The organism is Streptomyces bluensis, assembly GCF_014650715.1.
GTDB lineage: Bacteria > Actinomycetota > Actinomycetes > Streptomycetales > Streptomycetaceae > Streptomyces > Streptomyces bluensis.
In genome coordinates this window covers 203,450-222,887 of record NZ_BMVM01000008.1, presented here as the reverse complement: position 1 = coordinate 222,887, position 19,438 = coordinate 203,450, and the positions used below count along the sequence as shown (strand labels likewise).

Genomic DNA, 19,438 nt, shown 5'->3' with positions numbered 1-19,438 from the left:
CACTCACGGTGTCCTGTTGATCACATCGGTCGCAAAAAACGCTCGAAATATCAGCCAGATCGTGCGACACACCGGCGCAATTGGCAGATGGCCCCAAGCAAACCCCTCTACCGTGTGAGCGTGAGCAGCAGCGGCCTCATCTACGCAGTCATCGTCGGGGCCTGGGCCGCCTACTTGGTGCCCATGTGGCTCCGTAGGCAGGACGAGTTGAACGAAGCCCGTCCGACGGAACGCTTCAGCACCGCCATCCGGCTGCTTTCCGGACGGGCGGGCATGGAGCGCCGGTACGCCAAGGACCTGCGGGCGCGCTCCACCGACGAGGAGGAGCCCAACGCCGACCCGGACGCCGTCACCGACTCGGTGGACGTCCGGGCCTTCGCCATGCCTCCGTACCGTGCGCAGACCAGGACGCAGCTGCCGACGGAGCCGGGCGGGCCGGCCAGACCGGTGCCGCAGCAGGCACAGCCGGGCGGCAAGGTGCAGCAGGGCAGCAAGGCGCAGCAGGGCGGCAAGGTGCAGACGGGTAACAAGGTGCAGTCGGGCAGTAAGGCGCAGCCCTCGTCGGCGCAGGCTTCGCCGTCGTCCAAGGCCGCCGAGAAGACGGGATCGGGTGCGCGCGGGCCACGTGGAACCTCGGCGGAGTCGGCCGCACGCGCCCGGCGCTTGAAGGTGCTCGCGCGCCGACGGCGTACGACCGTCATGCTCTTCCTCGCCTTCACGTTCGGAGCGATCGTCGCGGCGGTCGGAGGGCTGGCCTTCCTGTGGGCGCCCGGCGTACCGGCGGTCCTGCTGAGCGCGTACATCGTGTACCTGCGCGCCCAGGAGCGGCGGCGGTTCGCGTACACGATGGACCGGCGCCGGGCCGAGGCGGCGGCACAGCGGCTGCGTGAGCGCCACCCCCGGCGGCGCCCGGCGCCCGACCTGGACGCCGACGAGCCGGAGGACGGACCAGAGCCCGGGACCAACCCGGGCCTCTCCGCGCTCGCGGCCGACCGTCGCGCCCTCGTCGAGCAGACCGACCACGCGGAGTGGGTCGACCAGCAGCGCGAGCGGCAGCGCCGCCCCGGCCAGGGGGACAGCTGGGACCCGGTTCCGGTACCGCTCCCCACCTACGTGACGGCGCCGGTCGCACCACGGGCCACACCGAACGTGGACCTGGGCGCTCCGGACTCGTGGAGCTCGGCGCGGTCGAGCGCGGCGGGTACGACCGGTACCGGAAGGGGCACCGGCACTGACGCCGCTGCCGAACAGGAGCCGGAGTTCCCCGCCCCCACCCCCACCGCCGCCGACACCGCCGAGGAGGACCCGGCAGGCACCGGCTCCTCCGACGACGGTCGCTGCGACGCCCGCCGTGCCGCGTCCGCACGCCGCTCCCGGGAGCGGGGGCGCACCCCACTGTTCGACCAGTACGAGGACGGCGACCGGCCGCGCGCGGCCAACGAGTAGGACTGAGGCGCGCGGGAGGGCCGTCACCGGGTTGCGGCAGCGGGGTGCCGTTGACCAGCGCCGGAACGGATTTCCAAGCAGCCGGACGGGGATGCTAGAGTTTCACTCGTTGCAAGGGCCTGTGGCGCAGTCCGGTAGCGCACCTCGTTCGCATCGAGGGGGCCAGGGGTTCAAATCCCCTCAGGTCCACGCACGACTGTTCTTGAGTTCGCTCAGGAGTGGTTGACAAGATCCCGCTGATCATTGTGATCAGTCGGGATCTTCGTCGTTTCCGGGGTCCGTTCGAGCCTGTTGGGGCTGGTGGATGACGGCGGTGCTTGGTGGGGCCGGGTTGGTGTGCTGCCGCAGGCTGAAGACGGTCCCGCGAGTTCCTAGGCAACCCCAGGCGTCCCAGACACTCAAAAGCCAAACTGTGTCGGGCAGTTGGGGAAGTCAGCGGTAGCCCGATCCCGGAGAGCCCCGGCTCACGAGTTCGTGGGCCGGCCGGATCGAGGTGAAGGCAGTGGCGAGCTGGTCGAGCAGAGGGGCTGCGCAGGGGTGAGGGCTGCGATGCGGGGTGATCGTGTAGATGCCGCGGGTCGGAGGATCGACGAGGCCCACGGTGGTGATGTCTATTCGCAGTGCGCGCGTCAGCACCCCGGGTATCAGCGCGATGGCGTGGCCGGTCGCGACCAGGGCCAGCTTGCCGGGCAGATCGGCCGCGGTGAGATCGATACGGGCGCTGACTCCGGCGCGGGCGGCGTGCTGGTGCAGGAGCGCCGCTGAGCCGTCGTTGTCCTCGACCCAGGTCTCGTCGGCCAGTGTCCGCATGCGCACCGGGCCGCGCCCGGCCTGTGGATGGTCGACGGGCAGTGCGACGACCATGTCGTCCAGCCCGAGGAACCGGCGTTCGACCCGCGGGTCATGGGGCAGCCCTGGCGGTGCGTCGGTGACGACGGCAACGTCGAGATCGCCGGTGGTCACACGGTGGTGCAGTTGTGCGCTCAAGCCGGGGAGCAGGCTCCACCGGATGGATCCGGTCTCCTTCTGCAGGGCCCGGATGGCCTCTGGGACGATCCCTGCGGCAAGAGAAGGGGTCGCGCCGACCGTCAGCGGCCGGTTGAACGCCCCGTCGCCGGCCTCCCGTGCGGCACGTACGGCGCGGTCGGCCTCGCTGAGCGTGGCCAGAGCGTGGTGCCGGAACACCTCGCCGGCAGGCGTCGGGCGCACACCGCGCGCATGCCGCTCGATCAGCGGCACGCCGAGCTGCCGCTCCAGCCCGGCGACCTGCCGGGAGACGGCCGACTGCGTGTGATGGAGCTCGGCGGCCGCCGCCGACAGAGACCCGAGTCGGCACACGGTCACGAAGGTCCGCCACACCGTCAGTTCCATGGAGGCAGTATGCCCGGCCGGTATGCGCACTCCGCAGGGCCGGCCTGCACAATCTGCGCTTGTCGCAGCCCTTGTGGTGCACCAGTCTGGCGCGCATGACCACACCGCACACGATCGCCGTCCTCGGCCTGGGGCGCATGGGCGGGGCGATCGCGACACGACTGGCCACCCAGGGCTGGGACGTCGTCGGCTGGACCCGCTCGGGGCGCACATCAGGCGCCGTCAAGACGACCGGCGATCCGAACGACGCCGTGGCGAAGGCCGAGTTCGTGCTCCTGGCATTGTTCGACGGCCCGGCCTGCCGGCAGGTCCTCGACGACGTCCGTGGCTCGCTGCGAACGGACACGATGGTGCTGAACACCAGCACCATCGCCCCCGCCGAAGCGTCGAAGCTGTCCCGGCAACTCGGCCCGGCCTACGTCCACGCACCCGTACTCGGCTCTGTTCCCGCTGCCGCTGCCGGAGCCCTGCAGATTCTTGCCGCCGCCGACCAAGACGCGCTTGATCGAGCCCGACCGGTACTGGAAGCGCTGGGCACCGTGCGGCACGTCGATGACGCCTCCACCGCCGCCGCGCTGAAGCTGATCGCCAACAACAGCCTCGCCGGCGCCGTCCTCGCGCTGCGTGACTCACTGCGGCAGGCCAACGCCCTCGGCCTGCCCCGTACCCAGGCGCTGGACGTCCTCGAACTCGGCCAGCTCGGCGGACTCGTGGCACGCAAACGACCCTTCCTCGCCAACCAGTCGGACGCTGTCACGGCCGAATTCACCATCGGCGCGCTGGCCAAGGACATGGCCTTGCTGGCCGCCGCGTCCCACACCCCCTTGCGCAGCGCAGCCGGCCTGGCCGACAGCCCTGCCGCCCCTGAGGCCGACATAGCGTTCGCCGCCACGGTCCCCGCCGTGGAAGACGCCGTACTCGAACCGCTCCGCGCCTACATCCGCGGACACGCCACCGGCGACCCCACCCACTTCCGCGACGCGTTCCTGCCCACCGCCCACATCGAGGGACTCCGCGACGGTGCATTCGTCTCCTGGCGCCTGGACGAATACTGCGCTCTCTTCCCAGGCCGGCCGGCCTCGGACGAACCGACCCGCTCCCGCCGCATCGACGCCATCGACGTCCACGGCACCGTCGCGACCGCAACCATGACGCTCTCGCACGGCCCAGACACGTTCACCGACGTCTTCCTGCTGGTCCGCACCGACGACAGCTGGCGTATCGCCAACAAGGCGTATCACCGCCACTTCTGAGAAGACGGGGAACGATCTCCGGTGAGCTCGGCTGGGCGGGCTGGGCGGGCTGGGCGGGCTGGAACCACAGTGACCAGGCCGAGGCCCTCGTCAACCTCATCAACGACGGTTCCTGGTGGACGGTTGAGAGAAGGAAGACCGGCGCTTCAACGGCGCCATGGCACGGGAACTGGTTGTCACCGAGGCCGCCGTCGGCAAGCGCATCGGCAGCGTCCTCACGTCGTATCCATTGACGTCACTCCCGACTCACCTCTACCTTCTGGCCGAAGTTACGCACGTAGTTCGACATGTCGAACGAACGAGTCGCTGCCGGAAGGGACTTGCCGTGCTCCGCACCCGTACCAGAACCCGCACCCGGACCCGCCCTCGCCCCCGCCCCCGTCACTGGTCGATCCTCGGGGCGGTCCTGCTGTCCCTGCTCGCGTCACTGTCACTCGTCGCCACGCAGCCCACCGTCGCGGCCGACGGCAAGCCGTACACCAACCCGGTCAAGGCGCAGAAGGGCGCCGACCCCTGGCTGGAGTACTACAACGGCAACTACTACCTGGTGACGACCTCGTTCACGGGCGAGCTGACCATGCGGAAGGCGCCGACGCTGGCCGGGCTGTCCACCGCACCGAGCGTCCAGGTGTGGTCCGACTCCACCACCGGCCGCAACTCCAACTTCTGGGCGCCCGAGATCCACTTCCTCGACGGGAAGTGGTACCTGTACTACTCGGCCGGCAACCGCGGCACCGCGTGCTGTGACTCGCAGCGCACGCACGTGCTGGAGAGCGCGGGTTCCGACCCGATGGGGCCGTACACGTACAAGAACAGCCTCACCGGGGCCAATCTCACCCCCGGCGGCTGGCTCATCGACGCCAGTGTGCTGCGGCACGGCAGCAAGTTGTACCTGGTGGGCAGTGGCTTCATCGGCGGCAGCGCGCAGAGCCTGGTCATCGCGCCCATGAACAACCCGTACACCCTGGCGAGCTCCACCTTCACGATCATCTCCAGCCCCACGCTGAGCTGGGAGACCTCCGGCGCCCCGGTCAACGAGGGCCCCGAGCCGCTGTACCACGACGGCCGGACCTTCCTGACCTTCTCCGCGAGCTCCTGCCAGACCCCCGACTACAAGCTGGGCCGGCTCGAACTCACCGGCAGCGACCCGCTCAACCCCGCCTCCTGGACCAAGAGGCAGACGCCGGTCTTCCAGCGCAACGACGCCGCCGGGGTCTACGGTCCCGGCCACAACGGGTTCTTCACCTCGCCCGACGGCACCGAGAACTGGATCGTCTACCACGGCAACAGCACGTCGAACGGCGGCTGCGGCAACGCCCGCACCACGCGCGCCCAGAAGTTCACATGGAACGCCGACGGTACGCCCGACTTCGGTACGCCCGTGGCGCTCGGCACCACCCTGCCCGGCCCCTCCGGAGAGACCGCGACGACCCCGACCGCGTACACGCTGGTCAACCGCAACAGCGGCAAGTGCCTGGACGTCAACGGCGGCGGCGCCGCCGACGGCACGAACATCCATCAGTGGACCTGCAACGGCGGCGCCAACCAGAAGTGGCGCATCGAGGACATGGCCGACGACACCAGCCGTCTGGTGAACGTGGCCACCGGCAAGGTCATGGACGTCGCCGACTGCTCCTCCGCCGACGGTGCCGACATCCGCCAGTGGTCCTGGCTCAACAACAACTGCCAGAGGTACCGGCTCGTCTACACCGGCGGCGACCACGTCCGGATCGTCAACGCGGCCACCGGCAAGGTCGCCGACGTCGCCGACTGCGGCACCGGCGACGGGGTGGACGTGCGCCAGTGGAGCCGGCTGAACAACAACTGCCAGCAGTGGCGGATCGTGCCCACCACCGCCTGAGCCCGGCGGGGGCGGGGGGTGACGGGCGCGAGTAGGCGGGCGCCTACAGCCCGCCTACAGTTCCTTCGCGAAGCACATGCTCAGTTCGTGGAAGCGGTAGTAGCCGAACTTGGCGCACGGCTCATAGCCGCTGGAGGTGTACAGGCCGACGGCCTCGGGCTGCTTCGCGCCCGTCTCCAGCACCATACGGATACGGCCCGCCGCGCGGGCGTCGTCCTCCAGGGCGGCCAGGATGCGGCGGGCCAGCCCCTTGCCACGCGCCTCTTCGACGACGTACATCCGCTTGAGCTCGGCGTCCCCGTCCAGGTTCCCCTCGCCGTTCTCGTCCCGGGCGCGCCAGCCGCCCGTCGCCACGGGTGTGCCGGACTCGTCGTAGGCGATGAGGTACAGCCCCTGAGGCGGCTCGAAGTCGGCCCGGTCGAGTGGTGTGGCGTCGCCGCCGTCGTCGTATCGAACGGCGTACTCGGCCTGCACCCGGTCGTTGAGTCTGATGGCGTCCGGGTGGTCGAAGGACACGGTACGTATATTCATGCCGAGTATCGTACGTCTGTGCGAGAGGCTGGGGCTGTCCGTCCCCTCTCGTCGCTCCCCGGTATCGTGCCCGGGTGCTCACCGTGACCTCTGTGAATGTGAACGGGCTCCGGGCCGCCGCGAAGAAGGGCTTCGTGGAGTGGCTCGCGGCAACCTCGGCGGACGTGCTCTGTCTGCAGGAGGTGCGCGCCGAGCCCCAGCAACTGCCGGCGGAGGTCCGGGAGCCGGACGGCTGGCACGTCGTGCACGCGCCGGCGGCGGCGAAGGGCCGGGCGGGGGTCTCCCTCTACACCCGCCGTGAGCCCGACCGCGTCCAGGTCGGCTTCGGCTCGACGGAGTTCGACGCGAGCGGCCGGTACGTGGAGGCCGACCTGCCCGGCGTCACCGTCGCCAGCCTCTACCTCCCCTCCGGCGAGGTCGGCACCGAGCGGCAGGACGAGAAGGTGCGGTTCATGGGAGAGTTCCTCGCCTACCTGAAGGAACTGCGCGAGCGCTCCGCCGCCGACGGGCGCCATGTCGTCGTCTGCGGCGACTGGAACATCGCCCACCAGCAGGCCGACCTGAAGAACTGGCGCGGAAACCAGAAGAACTCCGGGTTCCTGCCGGAGGAGCGCGAGTGGCTCGGCCGCGTCCTCGACCCCGAGGACGGCGGGTACGTCGATGTCGTCCGGGCACTGCATCCGGACGTTGAGGGGCCGTACACGTGGTGGTCGTACCGGGGGCGGGCCTTTGACAACGACAGCGGCTGGCGCATCGACTACCAGATCGCCACACCGGGGCTCGCCGCCCGAGCGGTGAAGGGACATGTGGAGCGGGCGGCCACGCACGGGGAGCGGTGGTCGGACCACGCGCCCGTCACCGTCGTGTACGAGTGAGTCGCGAGCGAGCGACGGAGCCCACAGGCCCTGGATGTGCTCCGGCGCACGACTGGTTGTTCCCATGCTGTGGGGAATACTCATCCCCAGAAGGCGGTGCTCACCGGCCGGAGGGGGACGCGTGCGGGGGCAGGAGAGGGGCGGGCACAACGAGCTGAGCGGTGTCGTGCACGGAGCCAGCGTGCAGGCCGCCGTCGTGCACGGCGACGTCCACATCCGCAGCGGTACTGCGGCACCGCAGCCGCGGTCACCTCTGCCATGGCAGCTCCCACCGGCCGTCCACCTCACCGACCGCACCGCTGAGGTGGAGCGCCTGGAGCGCCACCGCGCTCTGGCCGCCGGCCGGGGGCATCCGGCGCTGGCCGCGGTGAGCGGGCTGGGCGGAGTCGGCAAGACCACCCTCGCCCTGTCCTGGCTGCACCGGCTGCGCCCGGACTACCCTGACGGCCAGTTGTACGCGGACCTGGGCGCCCAGTCGCCTGCCGGGCCCGCTGATCCGGCCGAGGTGCTGAGCGGATTCCTGCGGGGTCTGGGTGTGCCCCCGCAACAGGTGCCGTACGCGGGTGCCGAACGGGCCGCGCTCTACCGCTCGTTGACCGCCGAACGCGCGTTGGTCGTGCTGCTCGACGACGCGGTGACCGCGGCCCAGGTGCGGCCGCTGCTGCCGGGCGGCCCGAGTGTCACCCTCGTGACCAGCCGTCGGCGGATGTCCGGACTGGCGCTTGAGGGCTGCTACCAGATGCACCTGGAGCCGCTCGCCCCGGAAGCGGCGGTGGAGTTGCTCGCCCTGACCCTCGCCGACGACCGGGTGGCCACCCAGGCCGACGACGCCCGTGCCCTCGTCGGCCTGTGCGCCGGGCTGCCGCTCGCCGTGCGGGTCGCCGGAGCCCGGCTCGCCGCCCGGCCACACCGGCAGATCAACACGATGGTCCAGGCGCTGGCCGCGGAGCATGGACGACTGGACGCGCTCGCGATCGACGGCGACCACGGTGTACGTGCCGCGCTGGACCTGTCGTATCGGGGGCTGCCCGACGAGGCGGCCCGGCTCTACCGGTTGCTCGGGGTGCACCCGGGCACGGAGTTCGGCAGCGGTGCGGCAGCGGCGCTGCTGGCGGGCGACGCGGGCACCGGCACCGAGCAGTCGGACCCGGGGGACCTGCTGGACGTCCTCCACGACGCCAACCTGGTGACCGACGTCGGCGAGGACCGCTACCGCTTCCACGATCTCGTACGGCTGCACGCGGCCGCCCGGGCGGCACAGGACGAGACCGCCGGGGCACGGGCAGCGGCGGTTCGCCGGCTCGCGGATTCCTATCTGGCCACCGCCACCAGGGCCGAGGAGACCATCGACCCACGACATCCGTTGCGGGAACGCTCCTTCGGACCCGGCCCGGTGCTCACGGAGGACTTCGGTGAGGGTGTCCAGGCGGCACTGGACTGGCTGGAGCGGGAACTGCCCCAGCTGATGGCGGTGATACGGCATGCGAGGACCGCGGGCGCCCCCGAGGTCGCGTGGCAGCTCGCCGACGCCCTGGGGCCGCTCTTCATCCGGCGCAAGCACTACGACCACTGGCACGCGGCGTACACGGAGGGACTGGCGGCCGCGCGGGAGCTGTGCGACACGATGGCCGAGTGCCGGATGCTCACCTCCGGTGGCCTGGGCGAACTGGGGAGGGGGCACCACGAGCGGGCACTGGAGATGTTCGAGGAAGCAGCGCGGCTCTTCGCGGAGTACGGGGACGAGCTGGGTCACGCCCGAACGCTCAACTACCGCGGGCTGGCCCACCAGCGCCTGGGCCGACTGGACGAGGCAGCCGACCTGTTCGCCCGCGCGGCCGTGGAACTGCCCAGGTGCGGTGACCGCCGGGCCGGTGGACTCGCCCGGCTCAACGCCGCCGACGTCGAGCTTGCCCGTGGCCGCCCGGAGCAGGCCGCCACGGATGGAGCCGAGGCCCGCGCGACGTTGCTGGCCGCCGACGACCCGTACAACGCCGCGCGTGCCGGAATCCTGCTCGGCCGCGCCTGCTTGCGTCGCGAGCGCCTCGACGAGGCGGAGCGCTGGCTCTCCGGCGCCCTGACGGTGCTGCGCGGTGTCGCCGCCGACTACGAGGTGGCGCGCGCTCTTGAGTCCCTGGGCGAGGCCGCCGAGCAACACGGCCGACGAGCCCTCGCCCGGGACCACTACCAGGAGGCACTGGACCTCTACGTGGCGGTGGGGCGGCCGGAACCGGCCGAGGGGGTGCGTGCGCGGCTACGCGTGCTGGGGGAGGACGGCACCTCCGGTGAGAGCACTTCCGGCACGGGCGTCTTGGATGCCGGCGTCTCTGACGCGAGCTTCCCCGACGAGAGCACCACCCACGAGGAAACCACTGGCTGAACAGGCACTCCGGCCACCAGCCACGCATGCGCCAACGACGCCCAGACGGGCCAGGGGCACACAGCGGTGTGCCGCGAGGTCAGGGTCAGCCGGATGGGGTCGCGGCCGTACGGACCGACGCGCACCCAGCACGCACTGCCCTCCCGGTACACCGCCACCACCGAGGTGCCCGGATGGTCGGCGGCCAGGGCGTCGGCCGCTCCGTGCCCCGTACCTGGTGCGACCAGTACGTCTGCGAGCGCCGGCCACGGACGCGGGGCGGGGAGGGACACGCTCAGGTGCTCGTCCACCAGCAGTCTCCCTCCGCCCCGCCGCGCCAGTGCGACCCGGACGTACCGCGCCCATGCCCCGCGGTCCTCGGCGGCACTCATGACAGCGCACCGCTCGGTGTGCCGTAGCGCACCGTGACCGGCGGCGCCGCCTGCTCCGGGGCGGGGCGCGCGACCGGGGCGCGCAGGCGCAGCTTCCGGTAGAGCAGGGTGCGCATCCGGCGGGCGAACCGGCCCGGCTCCGAACTGATGCGGGCGGCGATCCGTGCGTACCGGCCCGGACTGTACGCCAGGGAACTGTTGCGGAGTTGGCCGAGCAACGGCAGGCCCGCATCGATCCGGGGCGCCAGCGAACGCAGTTCGGCCATCGGCGACGAGGGGTCCAGGTCGGTGTCCGGGGAGCCGGCCGTCAGGATGCGCGCGCCGGTCATCGTGCCGTACAGCGACACGGAGCCGTGGTCGCCCACGATGTAGTCGGCGGCGACGACGGCACCGCACCACTCCGCGTGCTGGCTGACCAGACCGACGCCCTGCCGGCCCAGCCCGGCGAAAGCGCTGCGTATGTGCCATTCACTGTGGGCGTTCCAGACGTTCGAGTGGAGCATGACGACGATGCGGAAGTCCTTTGGGGGCAGTTCGGCGGCCAGCCGTTCCAGCAGCCCCCAGTGGCGTCCCACCAGGGAGTCGGGGCCCCAGGTCGAGCAGATGAGCACCAGCTGCTGTCGGGGGCCCGCCCCCAGCGCCTTCCGGTACAGGTCCCTGGCGGAGAGGCTCGCCGCGACGCGGTCGTAGCAGGGGTCCCCGACCACCTCGGCCACGGGCAGCGCCTCCGGGCACTCCCGGCCGAGGCGTGCACGGTCGTCCTCGTGCGCGAGGACGATCGCCGCGGGTACGACCACCCCGTCCCGCACCAGCCACTGCCGGCCCAGCCCGTACACCTCGCGCACCGCCGGGGGACGGCCGTGGTGGCCGCCGGGCACCGAGATGCGCCTGTTGTACGAGGCGCCGTGCGGAAGCACGATCACCGGGACGTTCAGTTCGTGCAGGCTCCCGTAGCTCGCGGCCAGCGCGAGGTCGAACCGCGTGTGCACCGCCTGCCCCCACGGCACCACCAGGGCCCTGGTGTTCTCCAGGAACTCGTCCACTCCGTGGTTGAAGACGTCGCCGGCCACCGTGAACAGGACCTGTACCCGCGGATCGCCCTCCAGCAGCCGGACCGCGTCCAGCAGCCGCCGCGCGGAGGTCACCGTGTGCACCACGGCGAGCACTCGTTTTCGGATGCGGAAGGTGGCCCAGCGTTCGACGTCCAGACGCAAGGGCACGGCGGGACGCCGATCGGTGTCCGGCATCAGCAGACTCATGTGAACTCCCCCGTGGATCAATGGAGTTGATGTGGGCGGTCAGGTGAGTGGCGTGGCCACAGAGCCGGGTCTGTCCGGGCGGCTGGACGGTGGGCTTGCAGAAAACTTGCACTCTCCCGTGCCCGGCTCCGTCACTCCGCTTCGTGCGCCCCTCCACGCGACTGTGCGCCCCGCTCCGCCCCTCTGCTCTGCCTGGCACGGCCGCGACAGTGAGACTTGGGCGAAGCGGAACCACCTGGGGGAAGTGGTGGACCTTCTTGCGCTGGGGCCGCTCGAACTGTGGCACCAGGGACGGCAGTACCCGCTCGGATCTCTGAAGGAGCGCAGCGTCCTGGCGGTGCTGCTGTACGCCCGGGGGGATCCGGTCGCCATCGACACGCTCGTCGAACGCGTCTGGGACGACGACGAACCGCCCGTGACCGCCGTGGAGACTCTGCAGACCTATCTCTCCCGGCTGCGCAGCAGACTGCGGCGCGCGGTCGGTGGACTGGCGGTCCTCGAACGCCCGTCGCCCCGCCGCTACCGGCTGCGCGTCGAGCACGCGGACGACGTGGACCTGGTACGGCTCCAGCGGCTGCGCGCCGAGGCCCGCGCGGCCGCTGGGCGCGGTGACCGGGAGCACGCCGTAGGTCTGCTGCACACGGCGGAGTCACTGTGGCGCGGGGAGCCGTTCGCGGAGTTCACCGGGGGCTGGGCCGCCTCCGCGCGAGCGCGGCTGACCGAGGACCACCGCCGGGTACGGGAGGAGCGCATCCGGCTGGAGCTGGAACTCGGTCGGCACGCCGACCTCCTGGGCGAACTCCACGAGCTCGTCTCCCTGAACCCGCTGGCCCAACAGGCCGTCGCCGCGCTGATGCTGGCCCTGTACCGGTCCGGCAGGGACGGGGAGGCCCTGGCCGTGTACCGCACGACGCGGCGCCACCTGAGCGAGGAACTCGGCATCGATCCGGGTGCCGAACTCCAGGCACTGCAGAGCCGTATCCTCAGCCAGGACCCCACCCTGCGGGAGCCCGGCCCGGCTGCCGTGGTGCCGGGGGCCGGACCGGGCGCCGCCGGACGGGCGCCGGACCGCTCCGTCGCTCCCTTGGGGAGCAGCCTGCCGCGGAGCACACGGGACTTCACCGGTCGCACGGGGGAACTCGACATCCTGCTCGCCGAGCCCGTCCCCGACGGCAACGGGACGGCGCTGCCCGTCACCGTCGTGCACGGAATGCCCGGCATCGGCAAGACCGCGCTGATCGTCCACGCCGCGCATCGGATGCGTGACCGCTACCCGGACGGCCAGTTCTACGTGGACCTGCGCGCCTACAGCGACCAGCCGCCGTACGATCCCGCGGACGCCCTCGCGTTCCTGTTGCACGCCGTCGGCGTCCCCGATCCGCTGCCCGTCACACTCGACGAGCGGGCCGCGCGCTGGCGGGAGTGGACCGCGCAGCACCGGGTCCTGGTCGTGCTCGACAACGCCCGGGACGCCGAGCAGGTTCGGCCGCTGCTGCCCGGCTCGCCGGACTGCCACGCGCTCGTGGCCAGCCGCAACCGGCTCGCCGAACTGGACGGCGCCACGTCCCTGCACCTGGACGTGCTGTCCGTGTCCGAGGCCGCCTCGCTCTTCGCCCGGATCGCGGGGGCGGCCCGGGTCTCCGACACCGCGACGCTGCGCCGCGTTGTGGAACTGTGTGGGTGCCACCCACTCGCTCTGCAGTTGCACGCGAGCCGGTTCCGGCACCGGGACACCTGGGACCTGGAGTACGTAGCGGACCGGCTGGATGGGGCCACCGACCGGCTGGACGAGTTCGACGAGCGCGTCGCCGCCGCCCTGCAGCTGTCCTACGCCGACCTCGACGAGTCCGCGCGGCGGCTTTTCCGCCTGCTGGCCCTGCACCCGGGCCCCGACATCCCCCTGGAGGCCGCGATGGCCCTCTCGGGGGACGTCGAGCCGGGCGTGCTCCGGCGCGCGGCCGACGCACTGCTGGACCGTCACCTCCTCGACGAACGGGTCCGGGACCGCTATCAACTCCATGATCTGGTCCGGGCGTTCGGGGACCGCCTGAGCCGCGGGGAGGACCCGCCACCGGAGCGCCGTGCGGCCTCGCGGCGCCTGGTGTCGTACTACCTCACGGCCGCCGACCACGCCGACCGGCTCGCCCACCCGCGGCGGCGCAGACGGCACGTCCCGCCGGAGCTGACGGCACCGATCACACCCGGCTTCGCCAGGGCCTGTCGTCAAACGCCCGCCTGCCCCGCGCCCGCCCTCCGGGCGGACGAGGGGAGTTCGACGACAGGCCCTGGGGGCCCTCACACGGAATCCGCCGCCGACGGGGCGTCGGTCTGGCTGAACGTGGAGCGCGGCAACCTGCTGGCGGTGGCGCGTATGGCCGCGGCGGAGTTTCCGGAGTTCGCCGCCCTGTTCCCCCATGTCCTCGCTCACTCCCTCGGACACTGGGGCACGCGCGACATCACCGCCGAACTCCACGCCGCTGCCCTCAGCGCACTCCGCTCGGGCGGCGACCGCCCGGCCCTCGCCCAGACCCTGGTGGAGCAGGCGAGTGTCCTGGCCCGTGAGAACCACAGCGCGGCCCTCGCCGCGGCGACCGAGGCGCTGACCCTGTTCGAGGGCCTCGCCGACCCACAGGGCCGTGCCGAGGCCCTGTTCGAGATGGGCCGGGCCCATTTGGGGGCCGGCCGGGGAGAGGCGTGTTTGCGGGAGCTGGACCGGGCCCTCGTGCTCTACCGCGCGGTCGGCGACCGGCACGGGGTGGCCGCGACGCTGAACGTGCAGGGCACTGCACGGGTGCACCGCGCGGAGTACGCCGAGGCGACACACTGCTTCCGGACCATGCTCGGCATCAACCAGGAACTGCACGACCGTCACGGCGAGGCCGTCGCGTGGAACAACTTGGGGGACATCCGGCTCGCGCTGGGGCTCCACGAGGAGGCCCGCGATCACTACGAGCGGGCGCTGGTTCTGATGCGCGAGGTCGGCGGGAAGAAGGAACGCGCGATCCTCGACACCAACCTCGGTGCCGTGTACCACGCCACGGGTCAGCCGGGGCGGGCGCTCGCCTGTTTCCGGCGGGCCTTGGCCAGCCACCGGGCCGGCGGGGACGCCATCGGCGAGGTCAACACCCTCATCTGCCTGGGCGAGACGTATGCCGGTTCCGGACACGTGGAGGAGGCGCTCGATCACTTCCGTGCGGCGGAGGAGGTCGCCCGCCGTATTGACAACTCGTACGAAAGGCAAAGAGCCCTCCTCGGAATTGCCGAAACGCAGTACACGGAGGGACGGTTGGGTGCCGCGCTCGAAACGTACCGGAACGCGCTGGCGATAGCGCGCGAGCACAATTATTCGCTGTGCGCGGCACGCGCGCTGGCCGGTATTTCCCGGGTGTATCTCCGTATGCACAACACCCCGTCCGCCCTGGCCCACGCGAAACGTGCGCTGACGATGTACCGGAGGCTCGGGGCGGACGGGGAGGCGGCTGAACTGGACCGCCTGTTCGGTGACTGGGGTGCTACCGGCTCCTGAATGCCGGTGGGGCTACCATATGCACTCGGCGTGCGCTGCGGTCATGTTCATGACCAGAATGGTGGCGGTGCAGAACAGAACTGAGAAGGTACGCACTTCTCTCCCGATACGAGCAAGCTGTGAAACGGAACCGTCTGTGCGACAGTCACATTAGTGCATCTGGGGTGGATGATCGAAACGGCTGTCGCTACTCGAACGCGTGATTGCGGGGGCTGCCGTCAGCCATCTTGCCTTTGTTTATATGTCGACTGCTGCAACCGTCGGTCCAGCGCCATCGACACCTCCGCCTCCACCACGCTCTTGGCCAGCGGCCGCAGCCTCTGGAGGTCCTCGGTGGTCCGGCCGGGCTGCGCGAGGACGAGTTCGGTGAAGAGTTCGGCCAGTGCGTCGGCGTGGGACCGGACGCGTTGGGCGGCCGCCAGCACGTCGGCGAGCGGGAGGCCCTCGCGGACCAGGGCCGCCGAGGCGTCCAGGAGTCGGCGGCTGACGTGGACGATCTCGCCGCCGTCGGTGCCGAGATAGCCGAGGTCCAGGGCGGCCGCGAGGTTCCCGGGGGTCGCCTGGCCGCCGAAGTGGTCGGCGAGTTCTTCGGGGGAGAGCCGGACCGGCACCTCCTCGGAGGGGGCGCCCAGGCCGAGCAGTTCGGCCACGTCGCGGCCGTGGTCGAAGGCCTCGGCGAGTTCGGCTATGCCGCTCAGGGTGTGGCCGCGTTCCAGGAGGGCCGCGATGGTGCGCAGGCGGGTCAGGTGCGTGTCGTCGTACCAGGCGATACGGCCCTCGCGGCGGGGTGGCGGGATCAGCTTGCGCTCCCGGTAGAAGCGCACGGTGCGTACGGTGATTCCGGCCACCTCGGCCAGTTCCTCCATGCGGTACTCGCGTCGTCCGCCGTGTTCTCCCGTTCGGTCAGCCACGACAGAAGCCTATGTTGTGCTGAAAGTAACTTCGTTGGCTCCGCCCCTACCCAGCAGTACGGTCCTGCCCTACCCTCCCCATTGCGCCAGTGTTCACTGGCGTGGTGGCGCGGCCGGTGCGAGGCAAGGAGGCGTCGGGATGGCCGAGCAGGGGCAGGAGCGGGGGTGGGAACGGGGGCAGCGGAGCGATCGCAGGGGTGACGGGTCCAGCGGTCCTGACCGGCATAACGGGCTTGATGGACGTAACGGACTTAGTGGGCCTCATGGGCGCGATGGGTGTGGAGTTGAGCACGGGGGCGAGCATGTGCGGGTGGCCGTCGTCGGCACCGGGTTCGGCGGGCTGGGCGCCGCCGTGCGGCTGCGGCGCGCCGGCGTCACCGACTTCGTCGTCCTGGAACGGGCCGACTCCGTAGGCGGCACCTGGCGCGACAACAGCTACCCGGGCTGCGCCTGTGACGTGCCGTCCCATCTCTATTCGTTCTCCTTCGCGCCCAATCCCGACTGGCCGCGCACCTTCTCCGGGCAGGAGCACATCCGCGCCTATCTCGACCACGTCGCGGACGTCTTCCGGCTTCGCCCGCACATCCGCTTCAACTCCGAGGTGAAGCGGATGACATGGAACAGCGAGCGGCTCTGGTGGGACATCGAGACCAGCAGTGGCCGGCTGTGCGCCGATGTCGTCGTCTCCGCCACCGGCCCACTCTCCGACCCCAGGATTCCCGACGTTCCCGGGATCGACTCCTTCCCCGGCAAGGTCTTCCACTCGGCCCGCTGGGACCACGACTACGACCTGCGCGGCAAGCGGGTCGCGGTGGTCGGCACGGGCGCGTCCGCCATCCAGATCGTGCCCGAGATCCAGCCACGGGTCGGCCGCCTCACTCTCTTCCAGCGCACCCCGCCCTGGGTGATGCCCCGCGTCGACCGCGCCATCAGCGGCATCGAGCGCCGACTGCACCGGCACCTGCCCTTCACCACGCGGCTCAGGCGAGGATTCCTGTGGGGGGTACGGGAGGTGCAGGTGCAGGCGTTCACCCGGCACCCGGGTGAGCTGGGCCTGGTCGAGCGCATGGCCAAGCGGAACATGGCCCGTGCCGTCAAGGACCCGGCCCTGCGCGCGAAACTCACGCCCGACTACCGCTTGGGCTGCAAGCGCATCCTGCTGTCGAACACCTACTACCCGGCACTGACGCGGCCCAACGTCGACGTCGTGGCCTCCTCACTCGCCGAGATCGACGGCTCCACCGTCGTCGCCGCCGACGGCACCCGCGCCGAGGTCGACGCCATCGTGTTCGGCACTGGCTTCCACGTCACCGACATGCCCATCGCCGAACGGGTCGTGGGCGCGGACGGGCGCACGCTCGCCGACACCTGGGCGGAGAGCGGCATGCGGTCCCTGCGCGGAGCCTCCGCCGCCGGTTTCCCCAACTGGTTGACGATCATCGGTCCCAACACGGGACTCGGGAATTCCAGCATGATCCTGGTGATCGAGTCCCAGCTGAACTACATGGTCGATTTCCTGCGGCAGTTGGGGGCGCTCGGCGGACGCGTCGCCCTCGACGCCCGCCCGGCCGCCGTCACCGCCTGGAACCTCAGGGTCCAGGAACGCATGAAGCGCACCGTGTGGAGCACGGGCGGCTGCACCAGCTGGTACCTCGACGCGAGCGGCCGCAACACGACCATCTGGCCGGGCACGACGACGGAGTTCCGGAGCGCCACGCGCCGCGTGCACCTGGACGAGTACGAGGTGCTGCGGGAGACAACGAAGACAGCGAAGGCGACGAAGACGAGGAAGACGGAGGCAGGAGCGTGACCCGACTGATGAGTGTGAAGAGCGGCCCGTTCGCTCCGCCCGTCCCCGTACGGGAGGTGACCGCGGTCTCCGCCGACGGCGCCCGGCTGCATGTGGAGGTGCACGGTCCCGTCGACGACACCGCCGCGCCCGCCGTGGTGCTCGCCCATGGCTGGACCTGCTCGACCGCCTTCTGGGCGGCGCAGATCCGGGACCTGTCCGTCGACCACCGGGTGATCGCCTACGACCAGCGCGGCCACGGACGCAGCCCGGCCGCCACCATGTGCAGCACGGACACGCTCGCCGACGACCTGGAGGCGGTGCTGAGGGTCACGCTCGCACCCGGTGAACGGGCCGTGGTCGCGGGCCACTCCATGGGTGGAATGACCGTGATGGCCGCCTCCGCCCGGCCGGCGTTCCGGGAGCACATCGTGGCGGCCCTGCTGCTCAGCACGGGCAGTTCGAACCTCGTCGCCGAGTCACTCGTCGTCCCGATCCGTGCGGGACGGCTGCGTGCCTGGCTCACCCGGAAGCTCCTCGGCTTCCGGTTTCCGCTCGGGCCGGTCACACCGGTCGCCAAGGCGATCCTCAAGTACGGGACGATGGGCGCCGGTGCGTCGCCGCTGATGGTCGAGGCGTGCGCACGTATCGCGCACGCCTGTCCGAGCCGGGTGCGCTACACCTGGGCGCACGTGCTCGATCTGCTCGACCTCGACGCCGGCGTACGGGAGTTGCGGGTGCCCACGGCCGTCGTCACCGGTACGTCGGACCGGCTGACCCCGCCCGTGCACGCGCGCGCCATAGCCGCCGCGCTGCCGGAGTGCGTCGGCCTCACCGAACTGACGGGCGTCGGGCACATGACGCCGATGGAGGCGCCCGAGCTGGTGTGCTCGCGGATCAGGGAGCTCGTCACCACGTATGTCACGAGTGCGAGCGGTGTCATCGCGGGGGACGGTACCGGCATTGATACGGGAGGTGTCGGGGTCGGCGAGGAGGCGAGTGCGTGAGCGGCGGGGGAGGGGGAGGGGGCCGGCCCCCGGCAGCCTCATGACGGCACCACCGCACCACGGCACCGCGTGACCCAGGACACGTACGAAACCGTTTCGTTTCGCTGAGTCCTGGGGTATCGTCGTGAGTGTACGAAACCGTTTCGTTCGGAACGGTGTCGGGCGGCAGTGCTCCCACTAGGCTGTCCCCGGGCCGCCCCCGAACGCGGAGTGGGAAAGAGGAGAGTGGGATGACTGAGACCGCGACGGTGCGCCGCAGTCGGATCACGCCCGAGCGCGAGGCCGAGCTCTACACGGCCGTGCTCGATCTGCTCCGGGAAGTCGGCTACGACGCCCTGACCATGGACGCCGTGGCCGCCCGCACCCGCTCCAGCAAGGCCACCCTCTACCGCCAGTGGGGCGGCAAGGCCGAACTGGTCGCGAAGGCGATGCGATTCAGCAAGCCGGGCGGCTTCGCCGACGTCGACACCGGGTCGCTGAGAGGCGATCTCCACGCCCTCATCGGGCGTGCGGACGACTGCGTCATCGAACAGAACTCCGCGCTGATGCGGGGCCTGTTCATGGCGGTGCACACGAACCCCGAACTGCTTCAGGCCTTCCGGGAGTTCCTCGTCGATCCGGAGACGACGGAGTTCCGCCGGGTGGTCCAGCGTGCCGTCGACCGCGGGGAGGTCCCCGCGGACAGTCCGGCGATCGAGTACGTGGTGCACATGATGCTGGGTGCCTTCGTCACCCGGACGCTGCTCGACGAGCTGCCGCCGACGCAGGAGTTCATCTGTTCGTACATCGACGCCGTGATCCTCCCCGCCCTCGGCGTGCGAACCCACTGATACCCCTGAAAACCTCAAAACCACTGAAAAG

At 71.0% G+C, this 19,438-nt stretch carries 13 protein-coding genes and 1 tRNA gene; 10 read left to right on the top strand and 4 right to left on the bottom strand.

The window, feature by feature from the left end; translation table 11 throughout:
- Positions 1-120 precede the first annotated feature (120 nt).
- Positions 121-1,446 (top strand): divisome protein SepX/GlpR, encoded by a 1,326-nt coding sequence (gene sepX, locus IE262_RS21315; protein WP_189875671.1) that lies wholly within the window; start codon positions 121-123, stop codon positions 1,444-1,446.
- Positions 1,447-1,561: 115 nt separating this feature from the next.
- Positions 1,562-1,635: transfer RNA gene (locus IE262_RS21310), tRNA-Ala, on the top strand.
- A gap of 243 nt (positions 1,636-1,878) precedes the next feature.
- On the opposite strand, the gene IE262_RS21305 is transcribed toward IE262_RS21310, so the two are convergent.
- Positions 1,879-2,817, bottom strand: a complete 939-nt coding sequence (locus IE262_RS21305) for a LysR family transcriptional regulator (protein ID WP_189875669.1) — start codon at positions 2,815-2,817, stop codon at positions 1,879-1,881.
- A 95-nt stretch (positions 2,818-2,912) separates the two neighbouring features.
- Between IE262_RS21305 and IE262_RS21300 the strand changes: the two genes are divergently transcribed.
- Together IE262_RS21300 and IE262_RS21295 are read left to right on the top strand one after the other, a co-directional pair.
- A complete protein-coding gene (locus IE262_RS21300; protein WP_189875667.1) occupies positions 2,913-4,070 on the top strand; it encodes a nuclear transport factor 2 family protein in 1,158 nt (385 codons plus the stop codon).
- A gap of 325 nt (positions 4,071-4,395) precedes the next feature.
- Positions 4,396-5,931: a family 43 glycosylhydrolase gene (locus IE262_RS21295; RefSeq protein WP_189875665.1), complete on the top strand. Its 1,536-nt coding sequence runs from the start codon at positions 4,396-4,398 to the stop codon at positions 5,929-5,931.
- Between the two features lie 54 nt (positions 5,932-5,985).
- On the opposite strand, the gene IE262_RS21290 is transcribed toward IE262_RS21295, so the two are convergent.
- Complete coding sequence (locus IE262_RS21290; protein ID WP_189875663.1) at positions 5,986-6,462, bottom strand: GNAT family N-acetyltransferase; 477 nt, start codon at positions 6,460-6,462, stop codon at positions 5,986-5,988.
- A 74-nt stretch (positions 6,463-6,536) separates the two neighbouring features.
- Between IE262_RS21290 and IE262_RS21285 the strand changes: the two genes are divergently transcribed.
- Together IE262_RS21285 and IE262_RS21280 are read left to right on the top strand one after the other, a co-directional pair.
- Positions 6,537-7,337, top strand: coding sequence for an exodeoxyribonuclease III (locus IE262_RS21285; protein ID WP_189875661.1), 801 nt, complete (start codon positions 6,537-6,539; stop codon positions 7,335-7,337).
- Between the two features lie 121 nt (positions 7,338-7,458).
- Complete coding sequence (locus IE262_RS21280; protein WP_229877375.1) at positions 7,459-9,714, top strand: ATP-binding protein; 2,256 nt, start codon at positions 7,459-7,461, stop codon at positions 9,712-9,714.
- A gap of 367 nt (positions 9,715-10,081) precedes the next feature.
- Here the strand turns inward: IE262_RS21280 and IE262_RS21275 are convergent, their stop codons facing one another.
- Positions 10,082-11,344 carry a hypothetical protein gene (locus IE262_RS21275; protein ID WP_189875657.1) on the bottom strand — a complete coding sequence of 421 codons (1,263 nt, stop codon included), beginning with the start codon at positions 11,342-11,344 and terminating at the stop codon, positions 10,082-10,084.
- Between the two features lie 244 nt (positions 11,345-11,588).
- Here IE262_RS21275 and IE262_RS21270 point away from each other — a divergent pair, with 244 nt between their 5' ends.
- Complete coding sequence (locus tag IE262_RS21270) at positions 11,589-14,870, top strand: AfsR/SARP family transcriptional regulator (protein ID WP_189875654.1); 3,282 nt, start codon at positions 11,589-11,591, stop codon at positions 14,868-14,870.
- A gap of 218 nt (positions 14,871-15,088) precedes the next feature.
- Here the strand turns inward: IE262_RS21270 and IE262_RS21265 are convergent, their stop codons facing one another.
- Complete coding sequence (locus IE262_RS21265; RefSeq protein WP_134038957.1) at positions 15,089-15,736, bottom strand: MerR family transcriptional regulator; 648 nt, start codon at positions 15,734-15,736, stop codon at positions 15,089-15,091.
- Between the two features lie 355 nt (positions 15,737-16,091).
- On the opposite strand from IE262_RS21265, the gene IE262_RS21260 reads away from it, so the two are divergent.
- From IE262_RS21260 to IE262_RS21250, 3 genes are all read left to right on the top strand, one after another.
- Positions 16,092-17,591 (top strand): flavin-containing monooxygenase, encoded by a 1,500-nt coding sequence (locus IE262_RS21260; RefSeq protein WP_308432774.1) that lies wholly within the window; start codon positions 16,092-16,094, stop codon positions 17,589-17,591.
- The gene (locus IE262_RS21255) at positions 17,588-18,577 is read left to right on the top strand and encodes an alpha/beta fold hydrolase (RefSeq protein ID WP_189875649.1); all 990 of its coding nucleotides are present in this window, start codon (positions 17,588-17,590) and stop codon (positions 18,575-18,577) included. The genes IE262_RS21260 and IE262_RS21255 overlap by 4 nt, the downstream gene beginning before the upstream one ends.
- 230 nt (positions 18,578-18,807) lie before the next feature.
- Entirely contained in the window at positions 18,808-19,407 is a 600-nt protein-coding gene (locus tag IE262_RS21250; RefSeq protein ID WP_189875647.1) for a TetR/AcrR family transcriptional regulator, read from the top strand.
- Positions 19,408-19,438: the final 31 nt, after the last annotated feature.